Raw genomic sequence first — 14294 nt, 5'->3', positions numbered from 1 at the left:
GCGACCATGACCGGACGTCCCGTGCCCCGCACCCGGCCGGGCCTCGGCCTGGCCGGGGCCCCGGCCCGGGACCCGCACGCCCCGCTGGCGCGCGGGTGCCGCCCCCGCGGCTGCCGCGCCCCCGCCCGGCGCGTGCACGGACGGCGCGTGCGGTACGTGATCGGCGACGAGCCCGGCCAGGTGAACGGGATGCGATGGCGCCCGGGGTCCGCGCAGTAGCGAGCCCCGGCCGACGTACCGCAGCACCCGTCCCATCCCGTACGTACGACCGCACCGCCCCGACCGCATGCCGGTCCCGGTGGCGCTCGCTCCTCCGCGCATACGGTGCATCCATCCGTTGCCATGCCAAGGAGCACGTCGCATGTCGTCCGACTTCTTCATTCCGGACCCCGAGGGTCTGATCCCCAGCGCCGAGGGCTATTTCGGCGCGTACGGCGGCAAGTTCATCCCGGAGGCGCTCGTCGCCGCCGTGGACGAGGTCGCCGTCGAGTACGACAAGGCCAAGGCCGACCCGGCGTTCGCCGCCGAGCTCAACGAACTGATGGTCGACTACACCGGCCGCCCCAGCGCGCTGACCGAGGTGCCGCGCTTCGCCGAGCACGCCGGCGGCGCCCGGATCTTCCTCAAGCGCGAGGACCTGAACCACACCGGCTCGCACAAGATCAACAATGTGCTGGGCCAGGCGCTCCTCACCAAGCGCATGGGCAAGACCCGCGTCATCGCCGAGACCGGAGCCGGCCAGCACGGCGTCGCCACCGCGACCGCCTGCGCCCTCTTCGGCCTCGACTGCACCATCTACATGGGCGAGATCGACACCGAGCGCCAGGCCCTGAACGTGGCCCGGATGCGGATGCTCGGCGCCGAGGTCGTCGCCGTGAAGTCCGGTTCGCGGACCCTGAAGGACGCCATCAACGAGGCGTTCCGCGACTGGGTCGCCAACGTGGACCGCACCCACTACCTCTTCGGCACGGTCGCCGGCCCGCACCCCTTCCCGGCCATGGTCCGCGACTTCCACCGCGTCATCGGCGTCGAGGCCCGCCGCCAGATCCTGGAGCGCGCGGGCCGCCTCCCGGACGCGGCGGTCGCCTGTGTCGGCGGCGGCTCCAACGCCATCGGCCTCTTCCACGCCTTCATCCCCGACGCCGAGGTCCGCCTGGTGGGCTGCGAGCCCGCCGGACACGGCGTGGAGACCGGCGAGCACGCGGCGACCCTCACCGCGGGGGAGCCCGGGATCCTGCACGGCTCGCGCTCCTACGTCCTCCAGGACGACGAGGGCCAGATCACCGAGCCGTACTCCATCTCGGCGGGCCTGGACTACCCGGGCATCGGCCCGGAGCACGCGTACCTCAAGGACACCGGACGCGGCGAGTACCGTGCGGTCACCGACGACGCGGCCATGCAGGCCCTGCGCCTGCTGTCCCGTACCGAGGGCATCATCCCGGCCATCGAGAGCGCCCACGCGCTCGCCGGTGCGCTGGAGCTGGGCAAGGAGCTCGGCAAGGACGGGCTGATCCTCATCAACCTGTCCGGCCGCGGCGACAAGGACATGGACACCGCCGCCCGCTACTTCGGGCTCTACGACACCGACGCGACCGTCGAGGCGGACGCCGACAGCGACCGCGCCGAGATCGAGGGGGACGCCAAGTGAGCGGCAACATCGAGCTGTTGAACACCACCCTCGCCGCCGCGAAGGCAGCGGACCGGGCGGCGCTCATCGCCTACCTCCCGGCGGGCTTCCCGACCGTCGACGGCGGCATCGAAGCGGTCAAGGCCGTCATCGCGGGCGGCGCGGACGTCGTCGAGATCGGGCTCCCGCACAGCGACCCGGTCCTCGACGGGCCGGTCATCCAGACCGCCGACGACATCGCCCTGCGCGGCGGTGTCCGGATCGCCGACGTGATGCGCACGGTCCGTGAGGCGTACGAGGCCACCGGCGTCCCGATCCTGGTCATGACGTACTGGAACCCCATCGACCGGTACGGCGTCGAGCGCTTCACCGCCGAGCTGGCCGAGGCCGGCGGCGCCGGGTGCATCCTGCCCGACCTGCCGGTCCAGGAGTCCGCGCTGTGGCGCGAACACGCCGAGAAGCACGGCCTCGCCACCGTCTTCGTCGTCGCCCCCAGCAGCCAGGACGCCCGCCTCGCCACCATCACGGCGGCCGGCAGCGGCTTCGTCTACGCCGCGTCCCTGATGGGCGTCACCGGCACCCGTGCCTCCGTCGGCGCCCAGGCCCAGGACCTGGTGGAGCGCACCCGCGCCACCACCGACCTCCCGGTCTGCGTCGGCCTCGGCGTCTCCAACGCGGCGCAGGCCGCCGAGGTCGCCGGGTTCGCGGACGGCGTGATCGTCGGCTCGGCCTTCGTCAAGGCCATGCTGGACGCCCCCGACGAGGCCGCCGGCCTCGCCGCCGTCCGCTCCCTGGCGGGCGAACTGGCCGAAGGTGTTCGAAAGGGCTGAGCCCTAAAGCACCCGAATAATCACCCGAATGGATGGATTGTGGACCGGGGAGGCGCGATGGTGCCTCCCCGGTTCGTTCCCCGGGTGTGAGCGACAAGATCCCTGAGGGAAACAGAAGCGCGCGCGAGCGCCTGGCCCAGCAGCGCGAGCGGGAGAAGGGGCGCGAGAAGCGCCGCCGGACGCTGATCGTCGCCTCGGCGGTGGTCGGGGTGCTCGCCCTGGCCGCCGTGGTCGGCCTGATCGCGGCCAACGCGGGCAAGGACGACGGCGGCGACACCGCATCCGGCCCCGCCATCGCCCCGTCGGGCGCGACCGGCGAGGACGCCCTGACCCTGCCGGTCGGCGCGGCCGACGCCCCGTCCACCCTCACGATCTGGGAGGACTTCCGCTGCCCCGTCTGCGCCCAGTTCGAGAACGCCTTCCGCGACACCATCAAGGAGCTGGCGGACGACGGGCAGGTCAAGGTGGAGTACCACCTGGCCACCATCATCGACGGCAACCTCGGCGGCACCGGCTCGCTGCGCGCCGCCAACGCCGCCGCCTGCGCCCAGGACACCGGCAAGTTCGCGCCATATCACGACGTCCTCTTCAGCAACCAGCCTCCCGAGCCGGACGACGCCTTCGGCAAGAACAGCCGGCTGATCGAGCTGGCCGGAAAGGTCGAGGGGCTCGACACGCCGGGCTTCCGCAGCTGTGTGGAGGACGGCGAGCACGACAGCTGGGTGAAGAAGTCCGACACGGCGTTCCGCGAGGGCGGCTTCCAGGGGACGCCGACGGTGCTGCTCAACGGGGAGTCCGTCTTCCCGAGCAAGGGCGACGAGCAGATCTCCCCGGAGAATCTGAAGAAGTGGGTCGCCGCGGCCAACAAGGGCAAGAAGCCGGGCACCGCCGACCCGTCCGACCCGTCCGCTCCCTCCGCTCCGGCGGAGGAGTCCTCCGACCCGGCCGTTCCGTCGTCCGCCCCCGGTTCCTGACGGGGGCCCGCACCAGCCAGTGACGCGGCCCTCGTTATCCAGAAGTTGCCGGGTGGCTTGCCGTACCCACCGCCCGGCAAGGTAGCGTCGACCTCGCCATGAACCTTGCCTTCATTCCCAGCCCGTCGACCGGCGTGATCGAGCTCGGCCCGATCCCGCTCCGCGGCTACGCGTTCTGCATCATCATCGGTGTCTTCGTCGCCGTCTGGTTCGGCAACAAGCGCTGGATCGCCCGGGGCGGTAAAGCCGGCACCGTGGCCGACGTCGCCGTCTGGGCGGTGCCCTTCGGGCTCGTCGGCGGCCGGCTCTACCACGTGATCACCGACTACCAGCTGTATTTCAGCGACGGTGAGAACTGGGTCGACGCCTTCAAGATCTGGGAGGGCGGCCTCGGCATCTGGGGCGCCATCGCGTTCGGCGCCGTCGGCGCCTGGATCGCCTGCCGCCGCCGGGGCATCCCGCTGCCCGCCTGGGCCGACGCACTGGCCCCGGGCATCGCCATCGCCCAGGCCATCGGCCGCTGGGGCAACTGGTTCAACCAGGAGCTGTACGGCAAGCCCACCGACCTGCCCTGGGCGCTGGAGATCAGCGACGGCCCGAACCGGGTCGCCGGGACGTACCACCCGACCTTCCTGTACGAGTCGCTGTGGTGCATCGGCGTCGCCCTGCTGGTCGTCTGGGCCGACCGCCGCTTCAAGCTCGGCCACGGGCGGGCGTTCGCGCTGTACGTCGCGGCCTACTGCGCCGGGCGCGGCTGGATCGAGTACATGCGGGTCGACGAGGCCCACCACATCCTGGGCCTCCGCCTGAACGTGTGGACCGCGATCATCGTCTTCGTCCTCGCCGTCGTCTACATCGTGGTCTCCGCGAAGATCCGGCCGGGCCGCGAGGAGATCGTCGAGCCCGACCGCGACGCGGCCCCGGAGAAGGCCCCGGAGAAGAAGGACGGCACCACCGACGGGGACGGCTCCGACGAGGACGGCTCTGCCACGGCGGACGCCGCCGAGAAGAAGGACCCGTTCACGAAGGACCAGCCGGGCGAGTCCGGCAAGGACGCCACCGCCGAGAGCACCGAAGCGGCCGGGGCAGCCGAAGCGGCCGAGAAGAGCTGACCGACCGGCCGCGCCCGGCAGGCGCGGCCACCCCGCACACCTCCCGCTCGCCGGGCGGGCCCGGAATCTCAGGCCCGCCCGGCGAGCGCGATCGTTCTGCGGGCCGACGCCACCACCGCCGCGTCCACGAACCTCCCGTCCGGCAACGCCAGCGCCCCCGCCGCCACCGCCGAGGCCGCGACGATCTCCTCGGCCGCCTCGATCTCCTCGGCCGTCGGCCGGAACGCCCGCTCGATCACCTCCAGCTGCCGCGGGTGGATCGCCGCCCGGCCCAGCATCCCGAGCCCCCGCCCCCGTACGCACGACGTCCACAGCCCGTCCAGATCACGGACGTCCGGGAACACCGACTGGGCGGGCGGCGGAAGGGCCGCCGCCCGGGCCGCCACCACGATCCGGCTGCGCGGCCAGTCGAGCCCGGCGTCCTCCCGTACGCCCAGATCCGCCCGTAGGTCCGCCTCGCCCAGCGCGATGCCGCGTACGGCGGGGTCGGCCGAGGCGATCGAGTACGCGTGCTCGATCGCGAGCGCCGACTCCAGCAGCGGATACAGCGGTACGCCCGGGGCGACGGCCGCCACATGGTGCACCGAGACCGCATGGGTGATCTTCGGCAGCCGGAACGCGGTCAGGCCCGGCAGCTCCGCCAGCGCCCGGATGTCGTCCTCGCCGTGCACCCGGACATGGACCGGCACCGCGTCCGGGGCCGCCGTGACCTGGTCCGCGAGGAGTTCGGCGGTGGCGGAGCGCGCATACTCCTTACGGTCCGGGGCGACGGCGTCCTCCAGGTCGACGATCACCACGTCCGCCCCGCAGCCCAGCGCCTTGGCCACCACCTCCGGCCGGTCCCCGGGAACGTACAGCCAGGTCAGCGGCGGCCGGCCGACGGGCGGCGGCGGGCCCTCCGGCAGCGGCGGGACCGAGGCGGGACGGCCGGTCACAGCGCCCCCTGGTCCCGCAGCGCCGCGATCCGGGTCTCCGAGTGGCCGAGCCCGGCCAGGATCTCGTCGGTGTCCGCGCCGTGCGGGCGGCCCGCCCACCGGATTCCGCCGGGCGTGTCCGAGAGCCGGAAGAGGACGTTCTGCATCCGCAGCGGCCCCAGCTCCGGGTCGTCGACCTCGGTGATGGTGTCCAGCGCCCGGTACTGCGGGTCCTCCATCACCTCCCGTACGTCATGGATCGGCGCCACGGCCGCCTCCGCCTTCTCGAAGCCGTTCAGCACCTCTTCTCGGCTGTGCCGGGAGATCCAGTGCCCGACGGCCCCGTCCAGCTCCTCGGTGTGCTCGGCCCGGGTGGTGCCCGCGCCGAACCAGGGCTCGTCGATCAGGTCCGGGCGGCCGACGAGGCGCATCACCCGCTCGGCGACGGACTGGGCGGAGGTGGAGACCGCGACCCAGTGGCCGTCGGCGGTGCGGTAGGTGTTGCGCGGGGCGTTGTTGCGGGAGCGGTTGCCGGTGCGCGGCTGGACGTAGCCGAGCTGGTCGTACCAGAGCGGCTGCGGGCCCAGCACCGTGAGGATCGGCTCGATGATCGCCAGGTCCACCACCTGCCCCTCGCCGGTCTTCTCCCGCCCCGCGAGCGCGGCCATCACCGCGTACGCCGTCGCCAGCGCCGCGATGGAGTCCGCGAGCCCGAACGGCGGCAGCGTCGGCGGCCCGTCCGGCTCCCCGGTGATCGCGGCGAACCCGCTCATCGCCTCGGCGAGCGTCCCGAAGCCGGGGCGGTGGGCGTACGGCCCGAACTGGCCGAAGCCGGTGACCCGGGCCAGCACCAGACGCGGATTGACGGCGTGCAGCTCCTCGGGGCCCAGACCCCAGCGCTCCAGGGTGCCGGGCCGGAAGTTCTCGACGATGACGTCCGTCTCGGCGGCCAGTTGGAGCAGCACGTCCCGGCCGCCCGGCGCGGACAGGTCGAGGGTGAGGGCGCGCTTGTTGCGGCCGAGCAGCTTCCACCACAGGCCGACCCCGTCCTTGGCGGGCCCGTGCCCGCGCGAAGGGTCCGGCTTACGGGGGTGCTCGACCTTGATCACATCGGCGCCGAAGTCCCCGAGCATGGTGGCCGCGAGCGGCCCGGCGAAGAGGGTGGCCAGGTCGATGACCTTCAGCCCGGTCAGGGGTCCTGCTTCCGTGCTGGTCATGCTGCCTCGATCTCGCTCCGGTAGGGCATGGACGTGGACGCGCCGGGTTTCTGGACGCAGAGCGCGGCGGCCGATGAGGCGAAGGCCAGCGCCTCGGCGACCGGCCGCCCCTCGCCGAGCGCCACGGCCAGCGTCCCGACGAAGGTGTCCCCGGCGCCGGTCGTGTCGACGGCGTTCACCGAGGGGGCCTCGAAGAGCACCGGCTCGCCGCCGCGGGCCGCGTACAGGCAGCCCCTCGCGCCGAGCGTGACGATGACCTCGGGCACCTGCCGCAGCAGGATCTGGGCGGCGGCGTGCGGTTCTGCCTGCCCGGACAGCTCGGCGGCCTCGTGCTCGTTGGGGACCAACAGGTCGATGTGGTCGAGGAGTTCATCGGGCAGGGGCTGTACGGGGGAGGGGGTGAGGATGGTCCGTACGCCCTGGGCGCGGGCCGCGCGGGCGCCCTCGACGACGGCGGACAGCGGGAGTTCGAGCTGCATCAGCAGCAGATCGGCGGCGGCGATCGCCGCGATCTCGCCGGGCCCGAGCGCGGTCACGACCCCGTTGGCGCCGGGGATCACCACGATCGCGTTGGACCCGGTGTCGTCCACCACGATGTGCGCGGTGCCGCTGGGGCCCTCGGCGGTGTGCAGCAGATCGGTGTCCACCCCGGCGTGTTCGAGGCCGTCGCGCAGCAGGGTGCCGTACACGTCGTCGCCGACCGCGCCGATCATCGTCACCTCGCCGCCCGCGCGGGCGGCGGCGACGGCCTGGTTGGCGCCCTTGCCGCCGGGGATCGTCCGGAACTCCCGTCCGGTGACGGTCTCGCCGCGGCCGGGGGCGCGGGCGGTGTAGGCGACGAGGTCCATATTGGTGCTGCCGAGCACCGCGATACGGGTCATGGGCGCAGAGCCTCCTGATGGGTCAGTGCGGCGAGGGTGTCGAACCCGGTCCGGTCGAAGCCGGGTACGGAGGTGGCGAGCCGGTTCTTGAGCGGAGCCGTCCAGTGTTCGGGCAGGGCGTCCGGCCCGCCCGCCAGCAGTCCGGCCAGCGACCCGGCGGTCGCCCCGTTGGAGTCGGTGTCCCAGCCCCCGGAGACCGCGTGGCCGATCGACCGGGTGAAGTCGCCGTCGGCGTGGGTGAGGGCGGCGGCCAGCAGGGCGGCGTTGGGGAGCACGTGCACCCAGTGGTGGGTGTCGGCGTACGCGGCGTGCAGCCGGTCCACGACGACGTCGAAGTCCCCTTCCGTACGGGCGGTTTCGACGCCGAGGCGGACCGCGCGGGCGTAGCGCGAGTGCGGCGGCACCACCCGCAGCCCGGCCGCCAGGCAGCCGTGCACATCGCTCTCGCCGCCCGCCGCCACGGCCAGCGCGGCGGCGGTGAACATCGCGCCGTACACCCCGTTGCCGGTGTGGGTGAGGACCGCGTCCCGGTGCGCCTGGGCGGCGGCCCCGGCCGGGTCGCCGGGGCGGGTCCAGCCGTGCACGTCGGCCCGGATCTGCGCGCCGATCCACTCCCGGAACGGGTTGCGGAAACGGGCGGTCTCCGGGGGCTCGACGCCCGCGAGGAGATTGCCGTACGCGATGCGCTCGGCGGTGAAGGTCCGTCCGGCCGGGAGTTCGTCGAGCCAGAGCCGGGCCAGGTCGGCGGTGGTGAAGGAGCGCCCGTGCCGCTGTAGCAACAGCAGGGTGAGCAGCGGGTAGTTGAGGTCGTCGTCCTCCGGCATGCCGTCGATGTTCTCGGCGAGCGAGGTGGGGGCCGAACGCCGGTTCCAGGGGTGGGCGGCGAGCAGGTCGGCAGGCACCCCGCGCGCGGTGAACCAGGTGGTCAGGGGCCAGTTGCCGGTGGCGCGGGCGAGCGCGCGGATGCCGGTCAGCGGCAGCTTCTCGACCGGCTTGCCGAGGAGACAGCCTGCCGCGCGGCCCAGCCAGGCCGCGTGCAGCCGGTCCCGGCCGGCCGGGAAGGGTGCGTCCACCGGGCCCGGCCAGTGCGGGCAGGCGGCCACGATCCCGTCCAGGTCGGTCGGCTCGTCGGCGGCCAACGGCGATTCGAGCAACGCGAGTTCGTCCAGAAGTTCACCGGCGAGCACCCGCAGCCGGGGCGGTGCGGGCGGCTCGGACGCGCCCGCGCGGTTTGGGGCGGGGGAGCCCCCGGCCGCGTACCACCGCTCCTCGATCTCCCGGGCGTCCCGGCCGTCCTGCGCGGCCTGCCGCAGCTCGTGCCCGACCAGATCCTCCGGCTGCACCCAGGTGAGGCGGACGTTCACCGCGCACCGGCCAGCGCGGTGAACGCGGTCTCGTGGGCCCGGCGGCGCTCCAGATCCCGGGCGAAGACCTCCCGGGCGACCTCGGCCAGGGCCCGGGCGGGCGTGTGCAGGTCCAGCCGGCTCGCCTCCGCGACGGTGGCCGCCCAGTCGGCCGGGATCTCGCCGCCCAGCGCGCCCACGATCGCCCCGCTCATCGTGGCGATGGAGTCGCAGTCCCGGCCGTAGTTCACCGAACCGAGCACCGTACGCCGGTAGTCGCCGCCCCCGACCAACAACATCCCCAGGGCGATGGGGAGTTCCTCGATGGCGTGCAGCCGGGAGGGGCGGCGTGCGCCGAGCGAGGGGCTCCGGTAGTCGGGGCCCACCGTGTCGAAGGGCTCCACCGCTGCCCGCAGCGGGGCGAGCGCGGGCGCGAAGTCGTCGTGACGCACGGCCACTTCGCAGACCGCCTCGATCGCGGAGCGGGTGCCGTCCTTCGCCAGGGCGAGCGCGGCGTCGATCACCGTGCCGGGGGTGGCGCCCGGGCGGCAGGCGGCGGCGACGGCGGCCGCGAAGACCCCGGCGGCCTCCCGCCCGTACGAGGACTGGTGGGGAGCCGCGACCTCCAGCGCCTCGGCGTACGCGGCCTCCGGATGACCGGCGTTGACCAGGCCGACCGGGGCCATGTACATCGCCGCCCCGCAGTTGACGATGTTGCCCGCACCGGCCTCGCGCGGGTCGATGTGCCCGTAGTGCAGCCGGGCCACGATCCACTTCTCCGCCAGGAAGATCCGCTGGAGCGGCAGCGCCTCGGCCTCCAGCTCCGGGATCCAGCGCGGGGAGAGCAGATCCGGGACGAGATGGTCCGCGACGGCGTACGCGTCGAGGTGGTCGCGGACCTTCTCGTAGACCCGGATCAGCGCGTGGGTCATCAGGGTGTCGTCGGTGACGTGCCCGTCGCCCTTGTGGTACGGCGCGATGGGGCGCGCGGTGCGCCAGTCCTCGCCGTACCAGGGGCCGACGATCCCGGTCACCCGGCCGCCGTGGCGCTCGGTGATCTGCTCGGGGGTCCAGCCCTCGACCGGGCCGCCGAGCGCGTCGCCGACGGCGGCTCCGACGAGGGCCCGGGTGATGCGGTCATCGAGTCCGGGCGTGCTGGGGGAGAGGGGTGGTGCCGAGGGGGCGGGCGCGGGAGCGGCTTCCGTGGTCGGCGTGGTCGATGTGGCCGTCGTGGGCGTCATGTCGGAATTGTCCACCCGGGGTGGCCGGTTCCGTGGCTGCCAGCAGCCCGGCGAGTTCGATCAGGTCCGTGCCCGCGAGCCGGGGCAGCGCACAGCCCGCGAGCGTGCGGCAGGCCTCGCGCCAGCCCGCCGGTACGGCGGTGATCGAGCCGATCGCCCCGGTCAGCGCCCCGGCGAGGGCGGGTGCGGAGTCCGCGACCCGGGAGAGGCAGGCGGCGGCCGGGATCGCCTGGGCGATCTCGCCCCGGGCGGCGGTGGTGAGGGCCAGCGCGACCGGTACGGTCTCCGCCGCCGCGATCCCGTAGCTGTAGACGTGATCCACGATCTGGTGTTCCAGCACCGGGACCAGGGCGAACGCCCCGGCCGGTTCGTCCGCGAACTCCCGGGCCAGGCGGACCGCGTGCGCGGCGTTGCGGGCGATCTCGGTGCCCTCGGGGAGCTCGTCCAGGGCGGCGTTCACCACGGTGTCGACGTCCGCCCCGGCCAGCGCCACGGCGATGGCGGCCGCCATCGCCCGCGCCCCGTGCACCCCGTCGCCGTCCTGGGTGTAGCGGGCGTCGAACTCGGCGAGCGCGGCGGCTTCCTCCGGGTCGCCCGGGTGGACCACGGCGAGCACGGCGGCCCGCACGCACGCGGCGTCGTCGAAGTAGTGCGGGTTGTCGTGCCCGCTGGCGGGCGGCCGCAGCCCGGCGGCCAGATTGCCGAGCCCGGCCCGTACCGAGATGCGGGCCCGCAGCGGGAGCACCGCTGCCTCGACCTCGGGGGCCCGGGCGCTGGCGGCGGCGACGGTGGCGGCGAGTGCGTTCCAGGCCCGGTCGACCGCGTCCCGCATCCGCCGGCCGGGGGTCAGGCCCACCGCGTCGTCGGCCGCCGCCAGCACCGTACGGGCGGCGAACGCGGCCCACTCGGCGTCGTCGGACGGGCCGAGCCGCAGCGGCTCCGGCGGCTGGTTGAGGGCGATGGGCACCGGGAGCGTGGTGGTGGCGTTCTGCTCGGCGAAGGTGTCCAGCTCCCGGGTGAGCCGCCGGGTCCACTCGGGCATCCGGGCCGCCCGGTGCCGGGCGGCGGGCCACCCGGCGGCGTCGCCGGAGGCGAGCCCGAGCAGCAGCCCCTCGATCCGGGCGCGGCGGGAGGGATCGGGGGAGTGGGCGCCGGGGGCGGTCGTCGCCCCGGCGGTATCGCGGCCGGTCGTCGTCGCCGGGCCCGACCGTGTTCCGGTCGACTCGCGGGCGGTCGTCGCCGGGGTTCCCGCGGTTGCTCGGGGTGGGGTGGTGATGGCCGGCCCGGTCCCGGGCGCTTCACCTGCGGTCGTTTCGGGGCTCGATCGCGTTTCCGGGCCTGACCGTGTTCCGGTCGACTCGCGGGCGGTCGTCGCCGGGGTTCCCGCGGTTGCTCCGGGTGGGGCGGTCATGGCCGGCCCAGCCTCGGGCGCTTCACCTGCGGTCGTCGCCGGGCCCGACCGCGTTTCCCGGCCCGACCGCGTCCCGGCGGCATCGCGGCCGGTCGTCGTCGCCGGGGTTCCCGCGGCTGCTCGGGGTGGGGCGGTCATGGTCGGCCCGGTCCCGGGCGCTTCACCTGCGGTCGTTTCGGGGCTCGATCGCGTTTCCGGGCTCGACCGCGTTCCGGTCGACGCGCGGGCGGTCGTCCTCGCCGGGGCGTCTCCGGCTGCTCGGCCTCCCGTCGTCCTCGCCGGGGCGTCTCCGGCCGCTCGGGCTTCCGTCATTGTCGCCGGAGCGCCCCCAGCCGCTCGGTCTCCCGTCCTCGCCGGAGCGCCCCCGGCCGCTCGGCCTCCCGTCGTCATCGCTGCTCCTCCCGTACGGGCTCGAAGGAAGCCGCCACCGACGCCATGTCCCGTACGGCCGAGGGCTCGCGACCGCCGCCCCGCTCCGGCGGAGCCCCCGTCGGCGAGGCCGCTCCCGGGTCGTCCGGTGTCAGCAGTTCCGCGATGTCCAGCACGTGGTAGCCGCGCATCGAGGGCAGGCAGCTGCCCCGGACCGGGCCGATCGCGCCCGCCCAGTCCGACGGGATGGCGCTCTCCCCGTTCAGCGCGCCGGCCAGCGCGCCCGCCACCGCCGCCGTCGTGTCCGCGTCGCGGCCCATGTTGACGGCCGTGAGCACCGCCGTCCGGAAGTCCCCGCGCGCCGCCGTGAACGCCCCGAACGCCAGGCCCACCGCCTCCGGCGCGAGGTCCGTCCACGGGTAGCCGGCGATCACCACCGCCGAGCGCACCGCCCGCTCCATCGTGAGCCGGTCGGAGTAGGGCCGCTGGGCCGCCGCCACCGCCCGGCGCAGCGACCGGGCGGTCCAGGAGTCCATCGGGACCACCGAGAGCGCGGCCGCGATCACCGAGGCCAGGCCCGAGCCGACCATGGCCGCCGCGACCCCGGCCGCCACCGCCTGGCCCCCGTAGATCCCCTCGCCCTCGTGGCTGACCCGGCCGTCCACCGCGACCAGCCGGGCCGCCTCGGCGGGGCGGCCCGCCGCGAACACCCCGAAGGGGGCCGCCCGCATGGCGAGCCCGTCGCTCCAGGCGTGCCGGTGCTGGGCCGAGATCGGCGCCGCCAGGCCCCGGCGCAGGTTCTCCAGGGTGCCGCGCTCGCTGAACCCGGCCCCCCGGAACGGGCCCTCGTCCAGATCGGCGATCCAGTGGTGCCAGGCCCGCTCCACATGGGAGACGTCGAGCGCGGAGCCGTGCCGGGCCAGCAGCAGCCCGGAGAAGATCGCGTACTCCGTGTCGTCGGTGCCCGCCGGGTCATCGCTCACGAAGCCCTCGATCCGCCCCCAGCGGCGGCGAATCTCGGAGGGCCGCAGGTTCTCCGCCGGGGCGCCGAGCGCGTCCCCGACCGCCAGTCCCAGCAGCGCACCCCTGGCCCGGTCATTGCCGACGGCCGTGTTCATCGCGTCGCCCTTCCGCTCGTCCGGCGAGTCCGTTTCCGGGCCCTGTGCGTATCTGTGCCACGCGGAGAGCGGTCGAAGGCGGGAACGGGCCGTAAAAGGGCCACTCGGATGACCCCGGCCGGATAGCTGAGGCTGGCCTTTCTTCGCAGGTCAGAGGGGTGGTAAGCCAGGCCTGCCTTGCTGGCGGCGGTCGCCCGACCGGCGTACTTTGGACTTTGTCGAAAGTTGTACTCACCGGGGAGAAGCACGTCGTGGCCATCATCGAGACCGAAGCCGTCCTGCACGAGGCGCACCGGGACAACCACACCCACCGGGATGTGAACGGCGGCTGGCTGCGCCCCGCCGTCTTCGGCGCGATGGACGGCCTGGTCTCCAACCTCGCCCTGATGACCGGTGTCGCCGGCGGCGCCGTCTCCCAGCAGGCCATCGTGATCACCGGCCTGGCCGGGCTCGCGGCCGGGGCCTTCTCCATGGCGGCGGGTGAATACACCTCCGTCGCCTCGCAGCGCGAACTGGTCGAGGCCGAGCTCGACGTCGAGCGCCGAGAACTCCGTAAGCACCCCAAGGACGAGATGGCGGAGCTGGCCGCGCTCTACGAGTCCCGGGGCGTGGACGCCCCGCTGGCCCACGAGGTCGCCCGGCAGCTGTCGCGCGACCCGGAGCAGGCGCTGGAGATCCACGCCCGCGAGGAGCTCGGCATCGACCCGGGCGATCTGCCCTCGCCGCTGGTGGCCGCCGTCTCCTCGTTCGGCGCGTTCGCGCTCGGCGCCCTGCTGCCCGTCCTGCCCTACCTCCTCGGCGCGAGCGCCCTGTGGCCCTCGGTGCTCCTCGCGCTCATCGGCCTCTTCGGCTGCGGCGCGGTGGTGGCCCGGGTGACGGCGCGCAGCTGGTGGTTCAGCGGGCTGCGGCAGCTCGCCCTCGGCGGTGCGGCGGCGGCGCTGACGTACGGACTGGGCACCCTGTTCGGGGTGGCGGTCGGCTGACTCCGGCGCGGCCCGGCGCGGGCGGCCCGGCGTACGGCGTAACCGGGTCGCCCGAACGGCGCAATCACCCGGCAACCCGTGTGACGTACGTCCTTGCGACGCCCACTGGGCGGATCGGGCCCCACAGCCGTAAAATGAGACTCTATGCAGGGCTACACATAAGTAGCCGTTACTCGGCGGTTTCGTTTCCTTTGCCGCCGGGCATGAGCCGTAGACACCGCAGGCAACGACGCCTGCTCTCTGCGGGTCCCCCGGGCGCCGATCCTCCGACAGC

13 protein-coding genes are annotated in these 14294 nt (G+C 74.2%); 6 read left to right on the top strand and 7 right to left on the bottom strand.

Annotated features, from left to right (window positions below; genetic code table 11):
- The first annotated feature begins 6 nt into the window (after positions 1-6).
- From trpM to lgt, 5 genes are all read left to right on the top strand, one after another.
- The gene (gene trpM, locus ACIQPT_RS18120) at positions 7-219 is read left to right on the top strand and encodes a tryptophan biosynthesis modulator TrpM (RefSeq protein WP_401156870.1); all 213 of its coding nucleotides are present in this window, start codon (positions 7-9) and stop codon (positions 217-219) included.
- 142 nt (positions 220-361) lie between these two features.
- A complete protein-coding gene (gene trpB / locus ACIQPT_RS18115) occupies positions 362-1648 on the top strand; it encodes a tryptophan synthase subunit beta (protein WP_401156869.1) in 1287 nt (428 codons plus the stop codon).
- On the top strand, positions 1645-2457 hold the full coding sequence (gene trpA / locus ACIQPT_RS18110) for a tryptophan synthase subunit alpha (protein ID WP_401156868.1): 813 nt from the start codon (positions 1645-1647) through the stop codon (positions 2455-2457). The genes trpB and trpA overlap by 4 nt, the downstream gene beginning before the upstream one ends.
- A gap of 86 nt (positions 2458-2543) precedes the next feature.
- The gene (locus ACIQPT_RS18105; RefSeq protein ID WP_401156867.1) at positions 2544-3431 is read left to right on the top strand and encodes a DsbA family protein; all 888 of its coding nucleotides are present in this window, start codon (positions 2544-2546) and stop codon (positions 3429-3431) included.
- 98 nt (positions 3432-3529) lie between these two features.
- A complete protein-coding gene (gene lgt, locus ACIQPT_RS18100) occupies positions 3530-4543 on the top strand; it encodes a prolipoprotein diacylglyceryl transferase (protein ID WP_401156866.1) in 1014 nt (337 codons plus the stop codon).
- 68 nt (positions 4544-4611) lie between these two features.
- Here the strand turns inward: lgt and ACIQPT_RS18095 are convergent, their stop codons facing one another.
- From ACIQPT_RS18095 to ACIQPT_RS18065, 7 genes are all read right to left on the bottom strand, one after another.
- Positions 4612-5448: an HpcH/HpaI aldolase/citrate lyase family protein gene (locus tag ACIQPT_RS18095; protein WP_401156948.1), complete on the bottom strand. Its 837-nt coding sequence runs from the start codon at positions 5446-5448 to the stop codon at positions 4612-4614.
- Positions 5449-5474: 26 nt separating this feature from the next.
- A complete protein-coding gene (locus ACIQPT_RS18090) occupies positions 5475-6674 on the bottom strand; it encodes a CaiB/BaiF CoA transferase family protein (RefSeq protein WP_401156865.1) in 1200 nt (399 codons plus the stop codon).
- Positions 6671-7555, bottom strand: coding sequence for a ribokinase (rbsK, locus tag ACIQPT_RS18085; RefSeq protein ID WP_401156864.1), 885 nt, complete (start codon positions 7553-7555; stop codon positions 6671-6673). Before rbsK ends, ACIQPT_RS18090 begins: the two co-directional genes overlap by 4 nt.
- Entirely contained in the window at positions 7552-8919 is a 1368-nt protein-coding gene (locus ACIQPT_RS18080; RefSeq protein WP_401156863.1) for an ADP-ribosylglycohydrolase family protein, read from the bottom strand. Before ACIQPT_RS18080 ends, rbsK begins: the two co-directional genes overlap by 4 nt.
- Positions 8916-10139 carry an ADP-ribosylglycohydrolase family protein gene (locus ACIQPT_RS18075; protein ID WP_401156862.1) on the bottom strand — a complete coding sequence of 408 codons (1224 nt, stop codon included), beginning with the start codon at positions 10137-10139 and terminating at the stop codon, positions 8916-8918. The genes ACIQPT_RS18080 and ACIQPT_RS18075 overlap by 4 nt, the downstream gene beginning before the upstream one ends.
- Positions 10036-11550 carry an ADP-ribosylglycohydrolase family protein gene (locus ACIQPT_RS18070; RefSeq protein WP_401156861.1) on the bottom strand — a complete coding sequence of 505 codons (1515 nt, stop codon included), beginning with the start codon at positions 11548-11550 and terminating at the stop codon, positions 10036-10038. The genes ACIQPT_RS18075 and ACIQPT_RS18070 overlap by 104 nt, the downstream gene beginning before the upstream one ends.
- A 386-nt stretch (positions 11551-11936) precedes the next feature.
- The gene (locus ACIQPT_RS18065) at positions 11937-13037 is read right to left on the bottom strand and encodes an ADP-ribosylglycohydrolase family protein (protein ID WP_401156860.1); all 1101 of its coding nucleotides are present in this window, start codon (positions 13035-13037) and stop codon (positions 11937-11939) included.
- Positions 13038-13288: 251 nt separating this feature from the next.
- Here ACIQPT_RS18065 and ACIQPT_RS18060 point away from each other — a divergent pair, with 251 nt between their 5' ends.
- The gene (locus ACIQPT_RS18060) at positions 13289-14020 is read left to right on the top strand and encodes a VIT1/CCC1 transporter family protein (protein WP_401156859.1); all 732 of its coding nucleotides are present in this window, start codon (positions 13289-13291) and stop codon (positions 14018-14020) included.
- The last annotated feature ends 274 nt before the right edge of the window (positions 14021-14294 follow it).

The sequence above is a fragment of the Streptomyces sp. NPDC091289 genome, from assembly GCF_044757365.1.
Classification (GTDB): Bacteria; Actinomycetota; Actinomycetes; order Streptomycetales; family Streptomycetaceae; genus Streptomyces.
The sequence above is the reverse complement of the archived record's forward strand: the minus strand, read 5'-3'. Positions and strand labels throughout refer to the sequence as shown.

What these genes read in the sequence shown, in the direction of transcription:
- trpM (WP_401156870.1), top strand. Translation starts at nt 7, where the DNA reads ATGACCGGACGTCCCGTGCCCCGCACCCGGCCGGGCCTCGGCCTGGCC.
- ACIQPT_RS18070 (WP_401156861.1), bottom strand. Translation starts at nt 11,550, where the DNA reads ATGACCGCCCCACCCGGAGCAACCGCGGGAACCCCGGCGACGACCGCC.
- ACIQPT_RS18090 (WP_401156865.1), bottom strand. Translation starts at nt 6,674, where the DNA reads ATGACCAGCACGGAAGCAGGACCCCTGACCGGGCTGAAGGTCATCGAC.
- ACIQPT_RS18065 (WP_401156860.1), bottom strand. Translation starts at nt 13,037, where the DNA reads ATGAACACGGCCGTCGGCAATGACCGGGCCAGGGGTGCGCTGCTGGGA.
- lgt (WP_401156866.1), top strand. Translation starts at nt 3,530, where the DNA reads ATGAACCTTGCCTTCATTCCCAGCCCGTCGACCGGCGTGATCGAGCTC.
- ACIQPT_RS18075 (WP_401156862.1), bottom strand. Translation starts at nt 10,139, where the DNA reads ATGACGCCCACGACGGCCACATCGACCACGCCGACCACGGAAGCCGCT.
- rbsK (WP_401156864.1), bottom strand. Translation starts at nt 7,555, where the DNA reads ATGACCCGTATCGCGGTGCTCGGCAGCACCAATATGGACCTCGTCGCC.
- trpB (WP_401156869.1), top strand. Translation starts at nt 362, where the DNA reads ATGTCGTCCGACTTCTTCATTCCGGACCCCGAGGGTCTGATCCCCAGC.